The 19,339-nt window shown below is 68.7% G+C and carries 17 protein-coding genes; 6 read left to right on the top strand and 11 right to left on the bottom strand.

Going from position 1 to position 19,339, the window contains the following annotated elements; all coding sequences use genetic code 11:
• Positions 1-92: 92 nt before the first annotated feature.
• The 3 genes from bchJ to C8N38_RS05300 form a co-directional block, all read right to left on the bottom strand.
• Complete coding sequence (gene bchJ, locus C8N38_RS05310; protein WP_108024670.1) at positions 93-689, bottom strand: bacteriochlorophyll 4-vinyl reductase; 597 nt, start codon at positions 687-689, stop codon at positions 93-95.
• A 1-nt stretch (position 690) separates the two neighbouring features.
• A complete protein-coding gene (gene bchE, locus C8N38_RS05305) occupies positions 691-2,328 on the bottom strand; it encodes a magnesium-protoporphyrin IX monomethyl ester anaerobic oxidative cyclase (RefSeq protein ID WP_108024668.1) in 1,638 nt (545 codons plus the stop codon).
• A gap of 99 nt (positions 2,329-2,427) precedes the next feature.
• Positions 2,428-3,105: a CPBP family intramembrane glutamic endopeptidase gene (locus tag C8N38_RS05300; RefSeq protein ID WP_108024666.1), complete on the bottom strand. Its 678-nt coding sequence runs from the start codon at positions 3,103-3,105 to the stop codon at positions 2,428-2,430.
• Between the two features lie 373 nt (positions 3,106-3,478).
• Here C8N38_RS05300 and carB point away from each other — a divergent pair, with 373 nt between their 5' ends.
• The gene (gene carB / locus C8N38_RS05295; protein ID WP_108024664.1) at positions 3,479-6,772 is read left to right on the top strand and encodes a carbamoyl-phosphate synthase large subunit; all 3,294 of its coding nucleotides are present in this window, start codon (positions 3,479-3,481) and stop codon (positions 6,770-6,772) included.
• 463 nt (positions 6,773-7,235) lie between these two features.
• Here the strand turns inward: carB and rplT are convergent, their stop codons facing one another.
• From rplT to pyk, 3 genes are all read right to left on the bottom strand, one after another.
• A complete protein-coding gene (rplT, locus tag C8N38_RS05290; protein WP_042460507.1) occupies positions 7,236-7,598 on the bottom strand; it encodes a 50S ribosomal protein L20 in 363 nt (120 codons plus the stop codon).
• Between the two features lie 14 nt (positions 7,599-7,612).
• A complete protein-coding gene (gene rpmI / locus C8N38_RS05285) occupies positions 7,613-7,813 on the bottom strand; it encodes a 50S ribosomal protein L35 (RefSeq protein ID WP_075785022.1) in 201 nt (66 codons plus the stop codon).
• Positions 7,814-8,208: 395 nt separating this feature from the next.
• Positions 8,209-9,654, bottom strand: coding sequence for a pyruvate kinase (gene pyk / locus C8N38_RS05280; protein ID WP_108024662.1), 1,446 nt, complete (start codon positions 9,652-9,654; stop codon positions 8,209-8,211).
• Between the two features lie 144 nt (positions 9,655-9,798).
• Here pyk and C8N38_RS05275 point away from each other — a divergent pair, with 144 nt between their 5' ends.
• The 3 genes from C8N38_RS05275 to C8N38_RS05265 all read left to right on the top strand — a co-directional run bounded on the left by C8N38_RS05275 (position 9,799) and on the right by C8N38_RS05265 (position 12,760).
• On the top strand, positions 9,799-10,539 hold the full coding sequence (locus C8N38_RS05275; protein WP_245895523.1) for an N-formylglutamate amidohydrolase: 741 nt from the start codon (positions 9,799-9,801) through the stop codon (positions 10,537-10,539).
• Positions 10,540-10,572: 33 nt separating this feature from the next.
• On the top strand, positions 10,573-10,890 hold the full coding sequence (locus C8N38_RS05270) for a DUF1244 domain-containing protein (protein ID WP_108024658.1): 318 nt from the start codon (positions 10,573-10,575) through the stop codon (positions 10,888-10,890).
• Positions 10,891-11,119: 229 nt separating this feature from the next.
• Positions 11,120-12,760, top strand: a complete 1,641-nt coding sequence (locus C8N38_RS05265) for a SulP family inorganic anion transporter (protein WP_108024656.1) — start codon at positions 11,120-11,122, stop codon at positions 12,758-12,760.
• Between the two features lie 18 nt (positions 12,761-12,778).
• Here C8N38_RS05265 and C8N38_RS05260 read toward each other — a convergent pair whose 3' ends face one another.
• Positions 12,779-14,437, bottom strand: coding sequence for an ABC transporter permease (locus tag C8N38_RS05260; RefSeq protein ID WP_108024654.1), 1,659 nt, complete (start codon positions 14,435-14,437; stop codon positions 12,779-12,781).
• A 148-nt stretch (positions 14,438-14,585) separates the two neighbouring features.
• Here C8N38_RS05260 and C8N38_RS05255 point away from each other — a divergent pair, with 148 nt between their 5' ends.
• The gene (locus C8N38_RS05255) at positions 14,586-15,458 is read left to right on the top strand and encodes a hypothetical protein (RefSeq protein ID WP_108024652.1); all 873 of its coding nucleotides are present in this window, start codon (positions 14,586-14,588) and stop codon (positions 15,456-15,458) included.
• Positions 15,459-15,494: 36 nt separating this feature from the next.
• On the opposite strand, the gene C8N38_RS05250 is transcribed toward C8N38_RS05255, so the two are convergent.
• Positions 15,495-15,776 carry a DUF2312 domain-containing protein gene (locus C8N38_RS05250; protein WP_075785071.1) on the bottom strand — a complete coding sequence of 94 codons (282 nt, stop codon included), beginning with the start codon at positions 15,774-15,776 and terminating at the stop codon, positions 15,495-15,497.
• A gap of 152 nt (positions 15,777-15,928) precedes the next feature.
• On the opposite strand from C8N38_RS05250, the gene C8N38_RS05245 reads away from it, so the two are divergent.
• Positions 15,929-16,144 (top strand): hypothetical protein, encoded by a 216-nt coding sequence (locus tag C8N38_RS05245; protein ID WP_075785070.1) that lies wholly within the window; start codon positions 15,929-15,931, stop codon positions 16,142-16,144.
• Here the strand turns inward: C8N38_RS05245 and C8N38_RS05240 are convergent.
• The 3 genes from C8N38_RS05240 to C8N38_RS05230 all read right to left on the bottom strand — a co-directional run bounded on the left by C8N38_RS05240 (position 16,131) and on the right by C8N38_RS05230 (position 19,208).
• Positions 16,131-18,248 carry an enoyl-CoA hydratase/isomerase family protein gene (locus tag C8N38_RS05240; protein ID WP_108024650.1) on the bottom strand — a complete coding sequence of 706 codons (2,118 nt, stop codon included), beginning with the start codon at positions 18,246-18,248 and terminating at the stop codon, positions 16,131-16,133. The two genes, C8N38_RS05245 and C8N38_RS05240, sit on opposite strands and share 14 nt — an antisense overlap.
• Positions 18,249-18,399: 151 nt before the next feature.
• Positions 18,400-18,612 carry a hypothetical protein gene (locus C8N38_RS05235; RefSeq protein WP_075785068.1) on the bottom strand — a complete coding sequence of 71 codons (213 nt, stop codon included), beginning with the start codon at positions 18,610-18,612 and terminating at the stop codon, positions 18,400-18,402.
• 278 nt (positions 18,613-18,890) lie between these two features.
• On the bottom strand, positions 18,891-19,208 hold the full coding sequence (locus C8N38_RS05230) for a TraR/DksA family transcriptional regulator (RefSeq protein ID WP_108024647.1): 318 nt from the start codon (positions 19,206-19,208) through the stop codon (positions 18,891-18,893).
• Positions 19,209-19,339: the final 131 nt, after the last annotated feature.

The raw sequence follows: 19,339 nt of genomic DNA, 5'->3' as shown, positions 1-19,339 counted from the left end.
CCTCACGCCGCGCCGCCGCGCGGCGCGGTCCCCGTGAAAGCGCAAAGCGCCCGGCCGGATGGCCGGGCGGTTTTCCGTGTGACAGGCCCGATCTAGGGGCGTGCGATCTCGAACCGGCAGACGGCGCCGCCGCTGGCCGAACAGGTCAACTCGCGGGTGCGCAGGCGCCGGTCGACGAGGGTCTGGAACAGCCGGTCGAACACCGCCTCATGCCAGACGCAGATCGGGTGCGGCGCGGTCTCGCCCCGGATCAGCGGGTTGTCGGTCAGCTCGAAGACCAGCGGCCGGGTCGACACGACCCGGAAGGCCCCCGACCCCGCGAAGGTCCAGCTGTGCTTGGCGATGGCTTTGGCCAGAACGGGCGCGGCCAGCGCGGGCGGCAGCAGCTTCAGCACCCGCTGTGCCATCGGCGGAATGCGATGGGCCAGGATATAGTCCCCGGTCCGCGCCCCGGCCTCGCGCAGCAACTCGGGCGCGCGGCCGGGCAGACGCTGGCGCAGCGCGCGGTGCATGGCCCCCGCCGGGCCCTCATCCATCAGCCCGGCATCGGACGGAGGGGCCGACAGCCCCGCCGCCCCGAGCATCTCGTCGCGCAGCGCGCCCCCGCCCGCCGCCTCCAGCACAGGCAGAAGCTGGAGCACGGCATTCGGTCCGATCCGGCCGGGACGGCCGGACAGGTCGTCCTTCATCTCAGACTTCTTCCATCTGCTGATCGCCGCCGCCGCAGGCCTTCACCTGCGAGGGATCGTCGGCGGGCATCTTGAAGCTCGTGTCCTTGGACTTGCGCCGGGCCGCGGCCTGGGCCGCGCGGTCGGCGTTAGATTCCCAGTCCTCGATCTGCGCGGCGGCAGGTTTGCGGGACATGTCGAAGTCGAAATGCACCTTGTCCTTCGATTGCGGACCCCAGTAGTTGTTCTTGCCAAGGTCATAGAAGGACCGGCCCACGCCCGCCTTGAGGAACGCCTTGAGGCAGCCCAGCAGATACCGGCGGCGGAAGCCGTTGCCGCGCCACGGGTAGTGGAACAGCGCCTTGCGCATGTAGAACCGGCGGTAGTTGTGCATCACCCGGTCCAGAAGCTGGGCACGGTCCATCGCCTCGGGCTTCATGATCGGGTTCACGAAGTTGTAGCGGCTGTAATCGAAGACCTCGACCTTGTTGTGCAGCTCCTGGAAGAGCGGCGTGAAGGGCCAGGGCGTGTACATCGCCCAGTTGGCGAGGTCAGGCTGCCAGTCCCAGCAGAGCTGGAAGGTCTCTTCCAGGGTTTCCTCGGTCTCGTTGTCCATGCCGACGATGAACTGGGCCTCGGTCAGGATGTCGGCCTCGCGCAGAAGCTGGATCGCGCGCTTGTTGTCCTCGACCCGGGTTTCCTTGTTGAACTGGTCGAGCTTCAGCTGTGCGGCCGCCTCGGTCCCGAGCGAGATATGGACGAGCCCCGCCTTGCGGTAGAAGGGCAGCAGTTCTTCGTCGCGCAGGATGTCGGTCACGCGGGTGTTGATGCCCCATTTGACCTTGTCGGGCAGGCCGCGGTCGATCAGCTCCTGACAGAAGGCGATGAACTTCTTGCGGTTGATGGTGGGTTCCTCGTCGGCGAGGATGAAGAAGCCCACCTTGTGGTTCACGACCAGATCCTCGATCTCGTCGACGACCTTCTTGGGATCGCGGATGCGGTAATCGCGCCAGAACTTCCATTGCGAGCAGAACGAACAGGTGAACGGGCAGCCCCGCGCCATGTTCGGGATCGCGACCCGGCAGTTCAGCGGGATGTAGATGTATTTCTCCCACTCGAGGATGGTCCAGTCGGGCTTGATCGAATCGACATCCTTGATGGTGGGCGCGGCGGCCGTCGCCACGATCTCGTCGCCGTCAAGGAAGGCCAGGCCCTTGATCTCGCGCCGGTTCTCGGGCCATTTGCCGTCCCGGATCGCGTTCATCAGCTCGACCACGATCTCTTCGCCCTCGCCGCGCACGATGGCGTCGATCCAGGGCGCCTCCGACAGCACCTGCTTGAACATGAAGGTCGCGTGGATGCCGCCGAGGACACGGATCGCGTCGGGGACCTCTTCCTTGGCGATCTCAAGCAGCCGCTCGGCCGCGTAGATCGAGGGCGTGATCGAGGTCGACGCCACCACGTCGGGCTTCAGCGCCTTCAGCTGCTTGCGGATGTCGTCTTCCGAGATGTTGTTGGTCATCGCGTCGATGAACGTGATGTCGTCATATCCCGCAGTCCGCAGCGACCCGGTCAGATACGCGACCCAGGCCGGAGGCCAGTTGCCTGCGATCTCGGCGCCGCCGGACTTGTAGTTGGGATGAATAAAGACAATGCGCATGGATCGACTCCCCGTGTTTCGCGGGGGAACATGACACATCCCCTGTCAAGCTGACTTGACACAAGTCAAATCGCCGCCACGCGTCTTTCCGGGTCCGGTCTAAAACGGGCGCACCACATTTCCGGAATAGAAAAGGATGCCAAGCCCGCCGATGAACAGGATCCAGCCCGCCACCGCATGCAGCACCACCGCCAGCGGAAAATTCCGGCGCGCCTCATGGGCCCAGGCGAAGACGATTCCGCCCAGAAAGGTCAGGGCCGAGACCACCACGCTCCAGTACATCAGATGGGCAAGCGAGAAGACCGCGGCATTCAGCACGATCGCGTGCCTGAGGTCCGGCAGGATCGGTCCGTAGCGGCGGAAGAAGAGCGCCCGGAAGACGATTTCCTGCGGCAGCGCCGAAAGCGGCGGATAGAATAGCAGAATCGAGCCCAGAAGCGCCGGGTTGGTCCGCACCAGCGCCAGCGCCTCCTGCGGGACCACCAGCATCGTCAAGGGACCGACGATCAGGGTCGTGACCGCCGAAAAGCCCAGCACCAGCCAGGGGTCGATCCGACCGAGTCCGCGGATCAGATCGGACCAGCGGAAGCCTTCGGTGACCTGCAACAGCAAGAGCCCCATGGCGGTCAGGCTCAGCAGCACCGGAAACAGCGCCTGCGGCGGCATCAGCAGCGCCATCCCGAGCGGCGTCAACAGATAGAACACCACGAATTCCCCCCAGAGACGGCCCCGGCTGGGGACGCGGGTTTCAAGGGAAAGATCGAGTGTCCAGGCCATTCCTGTCTCCTTTCGCAAGATCGCGGTCGGCCCCTTGCGCGCCGGGCCGCAGCCGACAGCCGCCCCGCCCGCGATCCCGGCCACAAAAGATAGCGCAGGACCCGGGCGTCACAGGGGCGGCCCTCCGGCAGTATGCAGGCAGATCGTTCACAAATGCGGTAACGCCCCGGAGGTTCCGCAACGCCCGGCAAGACTGCCGCCCGCAGCCGGTTTTCCGCCATTTGCCTGCGCCCGCCGCGCTCTACGGGCGCGCCCCCGCGCCCGGTCCGGCCCCGCAAGGACCGGCACGTGCCGAATTTCCCCTCTCCTGCCCTTGCGCCCCAAGGCCGCTTGGCTATAACGCCCAGCAATTTGCGCAAACTGAGGGCGGGACATGCCGAAGAGAACCGATATCAAGTCCATCATGATCATCGGCGCAGGTCCCATCATCATCGGGCAGGCCTGCGAGTTCGATTATTCCGGTGCCCAGGCCTGCAAGGCGCTGCGCGAGGAAGGCTACCGGGTCATCCTGGTCAACTCGAACCCGGCCACGATCATGACCGACCCGGGTCTGGCCGACGCCACCTATATCGAGCCGATCACCCCCGAGGTCGTCGCCAAGATCATCGAGAAGGAGCGCCCCGACGCGCTGCTGCCGACGATGGGCGGGCAGACCGGGCTGAACACCTCGCTCAAGCTGGCCGACATGGGCGTGCTGCACAAATACGGGGTCGAGCTGATCGGCGCCAACCGCGCCGCCATCGAGATGGCCGAGGACCGCAAGCTGTTCCGCGAGGCGATGGACCGGATCGGGCTGGAAAACCCCAAGGCCGTGATCGCCAACACCATGGACGAATGCATGGCCGCGCTGGAACATGTGGGCCTGCCCGCGATCATCCGGCCCGCCTTCACGCTGGGCGGCACCGGCGGCGGCGTCGCCTATAACCGGCAGGAATTCGAGTATTACTGCAAAAGCGGGCTCGACGCCTCGCCGGTCAGCCAGATCCTGATCGACGAAAGCCTGCTGGGCTGGAAGGAATTCGAGATGGAGGTCGTCCGCGACAAGGCGGACAACGCGATCATCGTCTGCGCCATCGAGAATGTCGATCCGATGGGCGTGCATACCGGCGACTCGATCACCGTGGCCCCTGCCCTGACGCTGACCGACAAGGAATACCAGATCATGCGCAACGGCTCGATTGCCGTCCTGCGCGAGATCGGGGTCGAGACCGGCGGGTCGAACGTGCAATGGGCGATCAACCCCGCAGACGGCCGCATGGTGGTGATCGAGATGAACCCGCGGGTGTCGCGGTCCTCGGCGCTGGCCTCGAAGGCCACCGGCTTCCCGATCGCCAAGATCGCGGCGAAACTCGCCGTGGGCTACACGCTGGACGAACTGGACAACGACATCACCAAGGTCACGCCCGCAAGCTTCGAGCCGACCATCGACTATGTCGTGACCAAGATCCCGCGCTTTGCCTTCGAGAAATTCCCGGGCTCGAAAGCGGAACTGACCACCGCGATGAAATCGGTCGGCGAGGCCATGGCCATCGGCCGTACCATCCACGAATCGCTGCAAAAGGCGCTGGCGTCTCTCGAAACCGGCCTGACCGGATTTGACGAGATCGAGATCCCCGGCGCCCCCGACCGCGCCCAGATCGTCGCCGCACTGACCCGGCAGACCCCGGAGCGGCTGCGGATCGTCGCCCAGGCGATGCGCCACGGCCTCAGCGACGAGGACATCCACGCCGCGACAAGCTACGACCCCTGGTTCCTCGCCCGCATCCGCGAGATCGTCGATGCCGAGGCCCGGGTCCGCAAGGAGGGCCTGCCGGTCACCGAAGCCGGCCTGCGCCAGCTCAAGATGCTGGGCTTCACCGATGCGCGTCTGGCCAGGCTCAGCGGCCGCGACGAGGATCAGGTGCGCCGCGCCCGCGACAATCTGGGGGTCCATGCGGTCTTCAAGCGGATCGACACCTGCGCCGCCGAATTCGAGGCGCAGACGCCCTACATGTATTCGACCTACGAAACCCCGGTGATGGGCGAGACCGAATGCGAGGCCCGCCCCTCGGCCCGCAAGAAGGTGGTGATCCTCGGCGGCGGCCCGAACCGGATCGGCCAGGGGATCGAGTTCGACTATTGCTGCTGCCATGCCTGCTTCGCGCTGACCGAAGCCGGGTATGAGACCATCATGATCAACTGCAACCCGGAAACGGTCTCGACCGACTATGATACCTCGGACCGGCTTTATTTCGAGCCGCTGACCTTCGAGCATGTGATGGAGATCCTGCGGGTCGAGAAGATGGCGGGCACGCTGCATGGCGTGATCGTGCAATTCGGCGGGCAGACGCCGCTGAAGCTTGCGAATGCGCTGGAAGAGGCGGGCATCCCGATCCTCGGGACCACGCCCGACGCCATCGACCTGGCTGAAGACCGCGAGCGGTTCCAGGCACTGGTGAATAGGCTCGGCCTCAAGCAACCGAAAAACGCCATCGCCCATTCCGCCAAGGCCGCCCTCGAAGCCGCCGGAGAGATCGGCTATCCGCTGGTGATCCGGCCCTCCTACGTGCTGGGCGGCCGCGCCATGGAGATCGTGCGCGACACGCCCCAGCTGGAACGTTACATCGCCGAGGCCGTGGTGGTGTCGGGCAAGTCCCCTGTCCTGCTCGACAGCTATCTCTCGGGCGCGACCGAGGTCGATGTCGATGCGCTCTGCGATGGCGAAAAGGTCCATGTCGCGGGCATCATGGAACATATCGAGGAAGCGGGCGTCCATTCCGGCGACAGTGCCTGCTGTCTGCCGCCGCACCGCCTGCCACAAGACATCGTGGCCGAGCTGAAGCGCCAGACCGAGGCGCTGGCGTTGGCGCTTGGTGTGGTCGGGCTGATGAACGTGCAATTCGCGGTCAAGGACGGCGAGATCTACCTGATCGAGGTGAACCCGCGCGCCAGCCGCACCGTGCCTTTCGTGGCCAAGGCGACCGACAGCGCCATCGCCTCGATCGCGGCGCGGCTGATGGCGGGCGAGAAACTGTCGGCCTTCCCGATGCGCGCACCCTACCCCGCCGAGACCAGCCCCGACACGCCGCTGCCGCTGGCCGACCAGATGTCGCTGGCCGACCCGATCATGCCGTGGTTCTCGGTCAAGGAGGCGGTGATGCCCTTTGCCCGCTTCCCCGGCGTCGACACGCTGCTGGGCCCGGAAATGCGCTCGACCGGCGAGGTCATGGGCTGGGACCGGTCCTTCCCGCGCGCCTTCCTCAAGGCGCAGATGGGCGCCGGGTCGGACCTGCCCCGCGAGGGTCAGGTGTTCCTGTCGATCAAGGATGCCGACAAGACGCCCGAACTGGTCGAAACCGCCCAGATCCTGCAGGCGCTGGGTTTCCGCATTCTCGCGACGCGCGGCACCGCCAGTTTCCTGGCCGAGAGCGGGATCGAGACCACGCTGGTGAACAAGGCCTATGAGGGCGGGCGCACCATCGTCGACGTGATGAAGGACGGTCTGGTGCAGCTGGTGATGAACACCACCGAGGGCAACCGCGCGGTCGAGGACAGCCGCTCGATCCGCAACGTGGCGCTGATGGACCGGATCCCCTATTTCACCACCGCCGCGGCCAGCCATGCCGCCGCTCTGGCGATGAAATCGCGCGAGGAAGGCGAAATCGGGGTGCGTAGCCTGCAAGGCTGACGCGCCCCGCGCCGCGCAAACGGCCCCTCGGTCGACTTTGCCGTCGACCGAGGCCTTGTGCTTTGCCCGGACCGCTCTGGACCGGCGTTTCGGCGCCGGGGCCAGCCCTTTTTCAGGACAGGCCGTGTGGTCGTCTCTCGTCCGCCTCGCGCGGCGGGGGCCGCGGCATCTCACGCTCGCCAGCCACGTCCTGACGGTGGGGGGAATGCGGCGCCGGTCAGGGCACGAGATCGCATCCGTCGTCAGGCGCCCGCCCCTTCCCTGAGGAGCCTGCCATTCGGGTGACACGCGCCACGAGCGCGTCAGGACGACCCGGCCGCCCCTCCCATGCCCCCAACACAAGCAAAAGGCCGCGCAAGCAAGCTTGCACGGCCTTCCTGTCTTTTCCGACCCCAGACCGCCGCCTGCATCAGGCGCGGCCTGTTGGGCTGACCGGAGGTCTCGGACCCCGGATCGCGCGGCCTCAGGCCAGCGCGGCCTTGGCCTTCTCGACGATGGCACCGAAGGCTTCGGGCTCGTTCACCGCCAGATCGGCCAGAACCTTGCGGTCGACCTCGATCCCGGCAACGGCCAGCGCGTTGATGAAGCGCGAATAGGTCAGCGATTCGTCATGGGCGCGAACGGCCGCGTTGATCCGCTGGATCCACAGCGCGCGGAAGTTGCGCTTGCGCTGCTTGCGGTCGCGGGTCGCGTACTGGTTGGCCTTGTCGACCGCCTGGGTCGCGGTGCGGAAGGCATTGCCGCGGCGGCCGTAATAGCCTTTCGCAGCCTTGATGACCTTCTTGTGACGGGCGTGGGTGGTGGTGCCGCCTTTGACTCGGGACATGGATCAGGCCTCCGTTAGCGCGAATAGGGCATGTAGGACTTGGCGAGCTTCTCGTCCGGAGCCGAGAGCATCGTCGTCCCGCGCGCGTCGCGGATGAACTTGGTGGTCCGCTTGATCATGCCGTGGCGTTTGCCGGCCTGACCCGCCTTGACCCGGCCGGTGGCCGTGACCTTGAAGCGCTTCTTGGCGCTCGACTTGGTTTTCATCTTGGGCATTTCCGTCTCCTTTCGGGCGGTGAAGGCGCGACTCGGCATGCCACAACGGCCGGTCGCACCAGGTGAGTGGCGAGCATATAGAAAGCCCGGGGCCTGCATGCAAGGAGAAATCGCCTCGGGTCCTGTCGCGAGGAACGACCCGGGCCACCACATCGGGCCCCCTCTCCGGCGTGTCGCCGCGAGGGGGCTCGCCGCCGATCATCACCGGACTGGCCGCGGCGCGCAGCCATCGGCCACGGCTGCGTAAAGCGCCGGAATCGCCATCGGTCCGATGGCAATCCCGATCACGAAAAAGGGGGCGGATCGCCTGCCGGCTTGGGACAGCTCCGCGCCCCGGGACCACGCCCGGGGCCGGTTTTCGGGGGCCAAGTGTTCCGCGCGCCGGTGAACCGGCCCTATTCGGGCTCCAGATTGAAGATCAGCCGCTCTTCGCAGGGCGCCACGCGCAGGATGTTGGTCGATCCGGGGATGTTGAAGGGCAGACCGGCGATCACGATGATCTTGTCCTCGCCCTCGCCATAGCCGCCCGCCCGCGCCGCGCGGGCGGCGCTGACCACGGCCATTTTGAACCGCTCGACCTTCTCGTTGTAATAGCAGTTGATGCCCCAGCTGAGGCACAGCCGCCGCCCCGTCGCCGGAAACGGGGTCAGCGCCAGGATCGGCACGCGCGGCCGTTCGCGCGAGGTCTTGAGCGCGGTCGTCCCGGATTCGGTAAAGCAGCAGATCGCCTTGATGTCGGTCGTCTCGGCGATCTCGCGCGCGGCGGACACGATGCCGTCGGCCACGGTCGAACGTTCGGCCTGGCGGCTGGCCTCGATCACCGAGCGGTAGGTCGGGTCGCTTTCGACCTCGACCGCGACATTGTCCATCATCGTCACCGCCTCGACCGGATAGCGCCCGGCGGCGGATTCGGCCGACAGCATGACCGCGTCCGCCCCCTCGTAAATCGCCGAGGCCACGTCGGACACCTCGGCCCGGGTCGGCATCGGGCTTTCGATCATCGATTCCAGCATCTGCGTCGCCACGATCACCGGCTTGGCCGCCGCCCGGCAGGAGCGCACCAGACGTTTCTGGATCGGCGGCACGCTTTGCACCGGCAACTCGACCCCCAGATCGCCGCGGGCGACCATGATGCCGTCCGAGACCGCAAGGATCGCGTCGAAGGCCTTCACCGCCGCAGGCTTCTCGATCTTCGACAGGATCGCGGCGCGCGTGCCCACGATCTCGCGCGCCTCGATCACATCCTCAGGTCGCTGAACGAAGCTGAGCGCGACCCAGTCGACGCCCAGATCCAGCGCGAAATGCAGGTCGTCGCGGTCCTTTTCGGACAAGGCCGCCAGCGGCAGCACCACATCGGGCACGTTCACGCCCTTGCGGTTCGAGATGGTGCCGCCGACGATCACCTCGCAATCGGCAAAATCGGGGCCATGCTCCTTGACCCGCAGCCGCAGCTTGCCGTCATTGACCAGAAGCGTCGCGCCCGGTTCCAGCGCGTCGAAGATTTCCTTGTGGGGTAGTTGCACCCGATGCGCCTCGCCCGGGGTCGGGTCGAGATCGAAGCGAAAGATCTGCCCGTCTTCCAGTTCGGCCGCGCCGTTGGCGAACTGCCCGCAGCGCAGCTTGGGCCCCTGCAGGTCGGCGAGGATCGCGATCGGGCGGCCGGTATCCGCCTCGATCTGGCGGATCGTCGCGTGGCGCTGCGCGATTTCCTCGTGGCTGCCATGGCTCATGTTCAGCCGGAACACATCGGCCCCGGCCTCGAACAGCGCCCGGATCGTCGGGTAGTCGTTCGAGGACGGCCCCAGCGTGGCCACGATCTTGAGGTTGCGTAGACGTCTCATCCTGCCCTATCTGTCTTCAGATGACCCATGCGCAGTATGCGCCGGTGTACAATCTCTCCTTCTAGGCCGAAGCCCTCGGCGAGACAACTGGCACCTGTGTAAGGGTCTGCGCAAAAGGATGTGACGCGAAAAGGTGACATGTCGATGAACGACCGGCCATTCGAGACCGTGGGCGAGGCGCGCGGGGGACGCTGGCTGGTCACCTGCGATCATGCCACCAACATCGTGCCGCCCTGCGTGAACGGCGGCAGCCTCGGGATCTCGCCGGCCGACATGGTCCGCCACATCGCCTGGGACCCGGGCGCCGCCGGCGTGGCCCGGGCGGTGGCCGAGGCGCTCGATGCGCCGCTGGTGCTCAGCCGCTTCTCGCGGCTGGTGATCGACCCGAACCGGGGCGAGGACGACCCGACCCTGGTGATGCGGGTCTATGACGGCACCGTGATCCCCGCGAACCGCGCCATCGCCGAGGCCGAGATCGACCGCCGCATCCGGACCTTCTGGCGGCCCTATCACACCGAGGTCGCGCGGCTTGCGGCGCGGCGGCCCGATACGGTCCTGCTGGACATCCACAGCTTCACGCCGCAACTGAAGGGGCGTCCGCCCCGACCCTGGCAGATCGGCATCCTGCATGCCGCCGACGACCGGCTGGCCCGGCCGCTGATCGCGCGGCTGCGCGCCGAGCCCGATCTTTGCGTGGGCGAGAACGAGCCCTATGGCGGCCATCTGCCGGGCGATTCCGTCGACCGCCATGCCGAGGCCTTCGGCCGGCCGAACGTGCTGATCGAGCTGCGCAACGACGTCATCGCCTCGCCCGCCGATCAGGCCGCCTGGGGCGCGCGGCTGGCCCCGATCCTGACGGCCGCACTGGCCGAGACCGGCGCCTGAACGCCGCCCGCCCACCGCAAAGGGAGACCCCCCATGGACGACGCCACCCGCACCGAAATCGAGGCCGCCGCCTTCCGGCGGCTCCGGCGCCACCTGATGGAGGACCGGCCCGAGGTCCAGAACATCGACCTGATGACCCTGGCCGGGTTCTGCCGCAACTGCCTGTCGCGCTGGATGGCCGAGGCCGCCGCCGAGCGCGGCGTCGCACTGACCGAGGCCGAGGCGCGCGAGGCCTTCTATGGCATGCCCTATGCCGAGTGGAAGGCTGCCCATCAGACCGAGGCGCGCCCCGAACAGAAGGCGGCCTTCGACAGAGCCTTCGCCGCCAATGTCGGCCCGCGCAAGGACTGACCCGCCCGGCCCCGGACGCGGCGGTCGCCCCTGTCGTCCCCCGTGCCCCTGGCCCACGGCTGCCGGTCAGCGGACCTCGTTGCCAGAGGCAACGCAAGAAAGCGGTCGCATTCGCCCCCCGGATCGGGAGTAGACTGCGCCGCGACTCATGACACCGCCTTGCCGGGCGCGCCTCTTCGGGCGCGGGCCGTTCGTTGGTGCCGCGACCCGAGACCGACGGAGGCAGACGATGACCCCAACCAGCGGCCCGATGCTGCAATTCACCCCGAAGCTACTGACCGTTCTGGCCGAGGGCTACGGGCTGCGCGCCTTCCGCGCCGATCTGGTGGCCGGGCTGACCGTGGCGGTGGTGGCGCTGCCCCTGTCGCTGGCCATCGCCATCGCCTCGGGCGTGCCGCCGGATCGCGGCCTGATCACCGCCATCGTCGGCGGCTTTCTGGTCTCGGCGCTGGGCGGCAGCCGGTTCCAGATCGGCGGCCCGGCGGGGGCCTTCATCGTGCTGGTGCTGGCGACGGTCCAGCGCCATGGGCTGGACGGGCTGGCGCTTGCGACCTTCCTGTCGGGGATCTTCCTCGCCCTGGCCGGCGCGCTCCGGCTGGGGAGTTTCGTCAAGTTCATCCCCTACCCGGTCACCGTGGGCTTCACCGCCGGGATCGGCGTCATCATCCTCGCCAGCCAGATGCGACCGTTTCTGGGGCTGACCCTCGACGGCCCCGAACCCGGCCCCTTCCTCGAAAAGATCCCCGCGCTCTGGGCCGCGCTGCCGACGCTGAGCCTTCTGGATCTGGCGATGGGGATCGGCACCTTCGGTTTCATCCTCGCCCAGCGCCGCTATGCGCCGCGCGTTCCGGGCATGCTGATGGCGATCGCTCTGGCGGGGCTGACGGTGTGGCTGTTCGACCTTCCGGTGCCCACCATCGGCAGCGCCTATGGCGGCATCGCCTCCAGCCTGCCCGCGCCGCATCTGCCGCCGCTGGGGCTCGACAAGATCCGCGCAGTCCTGCCCGACGCGCTGGCCTTCACCCTTCTGGGCGCGATTGAGTCGCTGCTGTCGGCCGTTGTCGCGGATTCGATGACCGGGCGGCGGCACCGGTCGAACGCCGAACTGATCGGACAGGGCGCGGCCAACATGGCCTCGGCCTGTTTCGGAGGCTTTTGCGTCACAGGCACCATCGCCCGGACCGCCACCAACGTGCGCGCGGGCGCCCATGGGCCGGTCGCGGGCATGATCCATGCGCTGGCGCTGCTGGGCATGGTGCTGCTGCTGGCGCCGCTCGCCTCGGCCATTCCGCTGGCGGCGCTGGCGGGGGTGCTGGTGTCGGTCTCGCTGCACATGATCGACCTTCGCGCGATCCGGACGCTTGCACGCACCGCCCGGGCCGAGGTCGTGGTGCTGCTGGCGACGCTCGCGATGACCGTGCTGCGCGATCTGACCGAGGCCATCGTGACCGGCCTTGCGCTGGGTGCGCTGGTCTTCCTGCACCGGCTGGCCCAGATGAGCGGGGTCGACGCGATGCTGGACGAGACCGACACCGAAAGCCGTCCCGAGGATCGCGGCCAGAGCCGCCAGACCGTGGTGCTGCGCCTGACCGGAGCCTATTTCTTCGGCTCGGCCCCGGTGATCGAAAGCGTGCTCGACCGGATCGCGGCGCGGCCGCGCCACCTGATCCTCGACATGGCCGATGTGCCGCTGCTGGACATGACCGGCGCGCACAGCCTGACGGGCTTCGTGCGCAAGGCGCTCGATCAGGGGATGGCGGTGACGCTGGCGGGCACACGGCCGCCGCATATGACGATGCTGCAGGCGGCGGGCCTGCCCGCGGCGGCCCGGAGCGCGCCCGATGTGTCGGCCGCCCGGGCTGCGGCCTGACCCCTCGGGACCAAACGCTCAGCGGTTGGCGCGCGCCAGCAACCCGACCGCAACGAGCCCCACCAGACAGACCAGAAGCGCCGCGGGCGAAGCGTCGCCGAGGTTCTCGAGGCTCGCCTTGTCATAGACCCGCGTCGCCAGCGTGTTGTAGTTGAAGGGCCGCAGCAGCAGCGTCGCCGGAAGCTCCTTGACGCAATCGACGAAGACCAGAAGCAGCGCGGTGCCGATCGAGGTCCGGATCAGCGGCAGGTACACCGATGTCAGCGTGCCGCGCGCGGTCCGGCCCAGCGACCGCGCGGCCATCGGCAAGCTGGGCGCGATCCGCCCCATCGCGGCGTCGGCCGCGCCCTGCGCGATGGCGAAGAAACGCACCCCATAGGCATAGACGATGGCAAAGGCCGACCCGGTCATCAAAAGCCCCGGATCGGCGCCGAAGAGCCAGAGCCAGCCATCGGCCAGCGCATTGTCGGCTGCGGCCATCGGGATCAAGAGCCCGACCCCCAGCACCGCGCCGGGCGCCGCATAGCCGATGGTGGTGACCGGCAACAGAATCCGGGGCAGCGTCCGGCCGGTCAGCCGCACGCCATAGACCAGGAAAAGCCCTGCCGCGACGGTCAGCACGGCGGCGATGCCGCCCACCGTCAGCGTGTGCAGCAGCGCCCGGATCAGCCCGGGATCGGCCCAGCCCTCGGCATTGGCCAACGCGTGGCTGAGGATCACCCCGACCGGCAGCGCGAAACCGAACGCGACCGGCAGCGCGCAGGCCAGCGTCGCGGCCCATCCGGCGACACCTTCCAGCCGCACCGGGACCAGCGGGCGGTGATGCCGGCCGAGCGCATGAAACCGCAGGTTCCGGCGGCTGACCTTCTCCAGCGCGACCAGCGCCAGGATCACCGCGAGGATCACCCCCGCGATCTGCGCGGCGCCCCCGGCATTGCCCCCCTCGAGCCAGACCGAGAAGATCCCGGCGGTCAGGGTCTGCACCGCGAAATACTCGACCACGCCGAAATCGTTCACCGTCTCCATCATCGCGATGGCCGCGCCCGCGGCGATGGCGGGTCGCGCCAGCGGCAGGCCGACCCGCCAGAACAGCCCAACCGGCCCCGCCCCCAGCGCCCGCGCCACCTCATAGGCCGCGCCCGACTGTTCGCGGAAGGCCGCGCGGGCCAGCAGATAGACGTAGGGATAAAGCGCCGCCGACAGCACCAGCACGGCCGCGCCGCGCGACCGGATCTCGGGGAACCAGTAATCCCGCGCGTTCTGCCAGCCGAACAGCGACCGCAGCCCGGTCTGCACCGGCCCCGCATATTCCAGGAAATCGACCAGTGCATAGGCGCCCACATAGGCCGGGATCGCCAGCGGCAGCAGCAGCAGCCATTCCAGCCAGCGCGCGCCCGGAAAGCGGTACATCGACACCAGCCAGGCCGCGCCCGCCCCCACCGCCGAGGCCAGCAGGGCGACCCCGCCCATCATCGCCAGCGTGTTGGTCAGATAGCGCGGCAGCGTGGTCGCGATCAGATGCGGCCAGATGTTCTCGTCGGGGGTCAGCGCCAGAACGACCACCGACAGGATCGGCAGCAGCACCAGCGCCGCGATCGCCAGCGCCCCGACCGACCAGGGATCGGGCCGCAGCCGGAGCGGCCGCCGCCGGTTAACTTGAGTGATTTGGTCAGCCATGATGCCGTGGGTAGCGCAAAGCGAAATTTCTGTCCAGAATAGGACGCGCGGGTCTGCCAGAAGGGTCAGGCCTCGAAAGGCCCGCCCTGGCCCCGGCATCGCCCGGGGAAAAACCGCCAGAAGGCAGGGACAAGAAGGCAGGTGCAGGATGGATGTCGTCTTTCACATCGGGGCGCATTGCACGGATGACGACCTGCTGGTGCGCAGCCTGATCCGCAACCGCGAGACCCTGGCCGCACATGGCGTGGCGGTGCCCGATCCGCAAAGCTATCGCCCGGTGCTGCGCGAGATGCTGGTGGCGCTGCGCGGCGCGCCCGCCTCGGACGAGATGCAGACCGCGATGCTGCAGGCCGCGCTCGATGGAAAGACAGCCAAGCGGCTGGTGCTGACCAACCCCTCGTTCCTGTGCATGCCGCAGAAGGCGCTGGCGCAGCACATGCTGTATCCGATGGCGGGGGAAAAGGCGCATTGGCTGGCCCAGCTCTTTCCCGGCGCCCGCCAGTCGTTCCTGTTCGGGCTGCGCAATCCGGCGACCTTCGTTCCGGCGCTGTTCGCCCTGTCGAAAGAGCGCGACTTCGCGGCCTTCATCGCGGGCGCGGACCCGGTGCGGCTCTCGTGGAAGGATACCGTCCAGCGCATCCGCAATGCCTTGCCCGGGGCCGAGCTGACGGTCTGGTGCAACGAGGACACGCCGCTGATCTGGCCCGATCTGATGCAGGTCGCGGCAGGCGACGGGGCCATGGACCTTGCCGGGGGCGACGCGGTTCTTGCCAAGGTCATGACCCCGGCCGGTCTTGCGCGGCTCAACGGGTTCCTGGCCGACAGTCCGGCGCTCGACCCGGCGGCCCGGCGGCGGGCGGCCGCGGCCTTTCTCGACAAATACGCGATCCCCGAGGCGGTGGAGGAGGAGATCGACCTGCCGGGCTGGACCGGCGAGCTGATCGAGACGCTGACCGACCGCTATGCCGAAGACATCGCCGCCATCGCTGCGATGCCCGGCATCCGCTTTCTCGCCGCCTGATCCCGGGACGCCCGCCCCAAAAGGGGCGGCGCGCGGTCAGGCCATGCCCAGCGCTTCCTTGTAAAGTTCGAGGATCGCCTCTTCCTCGGCGATGTCGTCCTTGTCGCGCTTGCGCAGCGAAATCACCTTGCGCATCACCTTGGTGTCGTAGCCGCGCGCCTTGGCCTCGGCCATCACCTCTTTCTGCTGGTCCGCGAGGTCCTTCTTCTCGGCCTCGAGCCGCTCGAACCGTTCGATGAACTGCCGCAGCTCGCCAGCGGTGACGCGGTACGTGCTGTCGGCAGAGCGGGTGTCGTCCTGCTCGTCCTCGATCTCCATCGGGTCCTTGTCCTTCTGTCTGCTCGGGCTGTCTGCCCCGGCTGTCTGCCCGGGGTCCTGACGTAGCGAAGCGCCCCCTCTGCCGCAAGACCCTTGCGCGCCGGAAGAGGTTGGACTAGGCGCGGGTGCGCCAAGCCAAGGAGGAGGATGCGATGGACGCGTTGATCTGGGCCGGAGCGGCCGTGTCGGTGATGGGGCTGGCCGGTATCGTCTGGTGCATCCGCAACATGCTGAGCGCGCGTGGCGCCAACCTGCCCGAGCCCGAGATGCGCGCCCGGCTGCAAAAGGCGGTGGCCCAGAACATGGCCGCGCTCGCTTTGTCAGCGGTGGGGCTGATGATGGTCGTCATCGGCATCATGCTGGGCTGAGCGCGCCCCGGCCCGGTGCCTCGGACCGTGACAGCGCGTGGCCCATCTTGATCGCCTCGGCGATCAGCGGATCGAGGTCCCACAGCCCGCCCTGCGGCCGCTCGGCCGCCATGTCGCGCAGGGTCTTGCGCAGCGACAGGAGCCCGGCCTCGTCGGCCGCCCGCATCGGCCCGCCGCGCCAGCGCGCGACGCCCAGCCCATGGACCGCCGCAAGGTCCAGATCGGCAGCCCGGCGCACTGCCCCCAGCCCCAGCATCGCCGCCCCGGCCTGCACCATCCCGGCCAGCACACGCGCCTGGATCGCGGCCCGGGAAAAGCTGCGCGGCGGGACCGCGCCCAGCACCTCGCGGGCCGCGGCGGCGATCTCGGCCACCTGCGGATCGGGTTCGGCCGCGCCCCCGGGGCCGTACCGATAATACCCGCGCCCGGCCAGATAGCCGTCGCGCCCCTCGCGCACCAGTTGACCCAGGATCAGCGTCGGCCGCGCCTCGGGATCGTCGCCGCCGGGCTGACGCCGGCGCAGCGCCAGCAGCATCGGCAGGCCAACGCGGTCGGCCATGCGGTAAGGCCCATGGGCCATGCCCCAGGCCTGCATCGCGGCATCGACATCGGCCGGAGCGGCCCCGGCCTCGACCGTCGCATCGGCCGCATCGAGCGCGCCCAGCAACAGCCCGAGCGTCGGGCTTTCGGTTTCGGAGACAAGGACCAGACGCTCCAGCCGCCGCGCCAGGTCGGACAGCACGGCTGTCGCGCGCGGGCCGGTGCGGGGCGAGCGCACGATCTCGGCCAGGCGGGTGCCCGGCACCGCGTCGGGCAGATGAAACCAGAGCGTGTCGGCCTCGCGCCCCGCCGGAGCCCCCAGCGCCGAGGGGCTCGCCAGCACCCCGGTCGCGGCCAGCACCGCCCCCGGTGCGGCCGTGCGCGCAAGATCGGGGAACCGCGCCTGCCGGTCGCTCATCCGTCCGCCCCCGGCCTCGATCAAGAGGTCGCAGCCCGACAGTGCGGCGGGTCCGACCCCGCCCGACAGCCGCGACCGATAGCGGACCCGCGTGGCCTCGTCCCAGCCCGCCGCCGTCCGCGCCGCATCCAGAAGCGACTCGACCTCGGCGATGGCGCGGTCCAGCGCGGCGGCATCGGGGGCACCCAGACGGACCGACGGACCGGTCGCCAGAAGCGCCGCCCCCAGCGCGGCCGCCCCCGGCCCCCAGCCCCAAAGCCCGATCCGCCGGGGCGGGACGCCGGGATCGACCACCTCCCGCATCCCGTCCCGCACCCGCCGCTCGGCCTGCGCCAGATGGCAGAGCGCGCGATGCGCGGCGCTGTCGCGGCAGTCCTCGACCGCCGCCGCCTCATAGGCCAGCGCCGCCTCGGGAGGCAGCAACGCCGCCGCCTCGACGCAATCCAGAATGGCCCCCCGCGCGCGGACCGGCCCGTCGGGGTCGAGCGCCCCCTTCAGACGTTGCACCGCCGCCTGGAGGGACCGGAAATCGGGCAGCGGCCGCGACGGTGCGGGCCGGGGTCCCGCATGTTCGGCCAGAAGCCCCAGCGCGAAGCGCAGGCCCGCCGCATCGACATCGCCATCGACCACCGCATCGAAAAGCCCGGCCTGGCGCGCCCGGGCCGACGGCACCGCCCGCCCCGACAGCATCATGTCGAGCGCGGTCGCGGGGTCGGTCAGACGCGGCAGGCGCAGGGTCGTGCCAGCCTGCGGCGGCAGCCCCAGCGCGATGTCGGGCAGGCACAACTCGGCCTCGCGCGCGGCGACGCGGTAATGGCAGGCCAGCGCCAGTTCGCACCCCCCGCCCGAGGCTGGTCCCGGCAAGAGCGCGACCACCGGCACCCCGGCCGCATCGATCAGCGCCGCGATCGCGCCCAGCGTGGCGGCCCGGCCGTCCTCGTCATCGGTATCGGGAAGACCCGCGGAAAACACCGCCCCGCGCGCGGCGATCAAGACCGCGCGGGTGTTGCGGGCCGCGAGCGCCGCGGTCAGCGCCGCCTCCAGCGCGTCGCGCAGCGGGGCGGTCAGGGCGTTGTCGGGCGGTGCGTCCAGCACCAGGCGCACCACGCCCGGAGCCGGATGCTCTGCTGTCACAGGACGCGTCATCGCTCGGTCCCCCGTCCGGCCGGACCCGGCGCACCGACGGCGCGCAGAGGCCCGGGATCATCCCGGGAACATTTGGGACAAGCCTGAGGCGAAACGCAATATCCGGAAGGCGCGCAATCTGCGGTCCGGGCGCGCCCGAGCGTGTCCGGCCTCAGACCGGCATGTCGTCGTAGAGATCGTCGGAATCGTCGTCCTCGAGTTCCTGCTCGAGCCGCAGGATATCCTCGGGCACCGGCAAGCCCAGCGCGTGCATCTCGGCGATCTTGCCGCGCAGCTCTTCCTGCAGGACGTGACGGTCCTCGGGCCGCTTCTCGATCTCTTCGAGGATCAGAGCGATCCCTGCCTTGAGTTGTTCGAACGCCATCCGTGTCTCCCTGTCATGCTTCTGCAGGTCTGCGCAGTCTCGCGCGCCGCCCGATCATCCTCGCCCGCCGAGGCCGAGGCAAGGGCCCACGGGCTGTGGCAACCTTTGGTCCTGAGCTGGCGGTTGACCTGGCTGGCCACCGCTCCGCTGGTCAGAAGGCTCTCGATCCGGGCCCGGATCAGGGCGCGGGTTTCTTCGGGGACGGCGTTGTTGGAAAATCCTGGCATACGGCTGGTTCGGCTCGTTTGGCTCATGGGGCGGGTCCTATACAGCGGCCGTTACCGCGCGCAGATGCGACAAAATGGCGTTGCGGGCACCAGATCCAGCCGCTCTGCGGCGATCTCGTCGCCGCAGCGCACGCAAAAACCGTAGCTGCCGTCTTCGATTCGCGCGAGGGCTGCGCGGATCTGCCGGGCCTCGGCCAGGCCGGAACTGCCCATGCCCTGCAGCACCTCGTCTTCCTCGCGCTCGACCGCAAGCTCCCCCCAGTCCTTCGACTGATGGGTGTCGAGCTCGGCCTCGATGTCCTGCAGCCGACCGTCGAGTTCGGCCAGCCGCCTCAGCAACTGGCGCTTTCTGTCGTGAAGCGTCGCCATGGTCCCCCCCGGATGGCCAATCCCATGACTGTGGCATTATGGCAGAATTTGGGCATTGACACATATCAAATGGATCTGAACGCGCATTGAACCTTGCCCGGAAAGCCGCGAATGTGGGGGACGAACGATTC

It is taken from the genome of Rhodovulum kholense (assembly GCF_003053725.1).
Lineage (GTDB): Bacteria > Pseudomonadota > Alphaproteobacteria > Rhodobacterales > Rhodobacteraceae > Rhodovulum > Rhodovulum kholense.
This window is presented reverse-complemented; position numbering and strand designations above follow the sequence as displayed.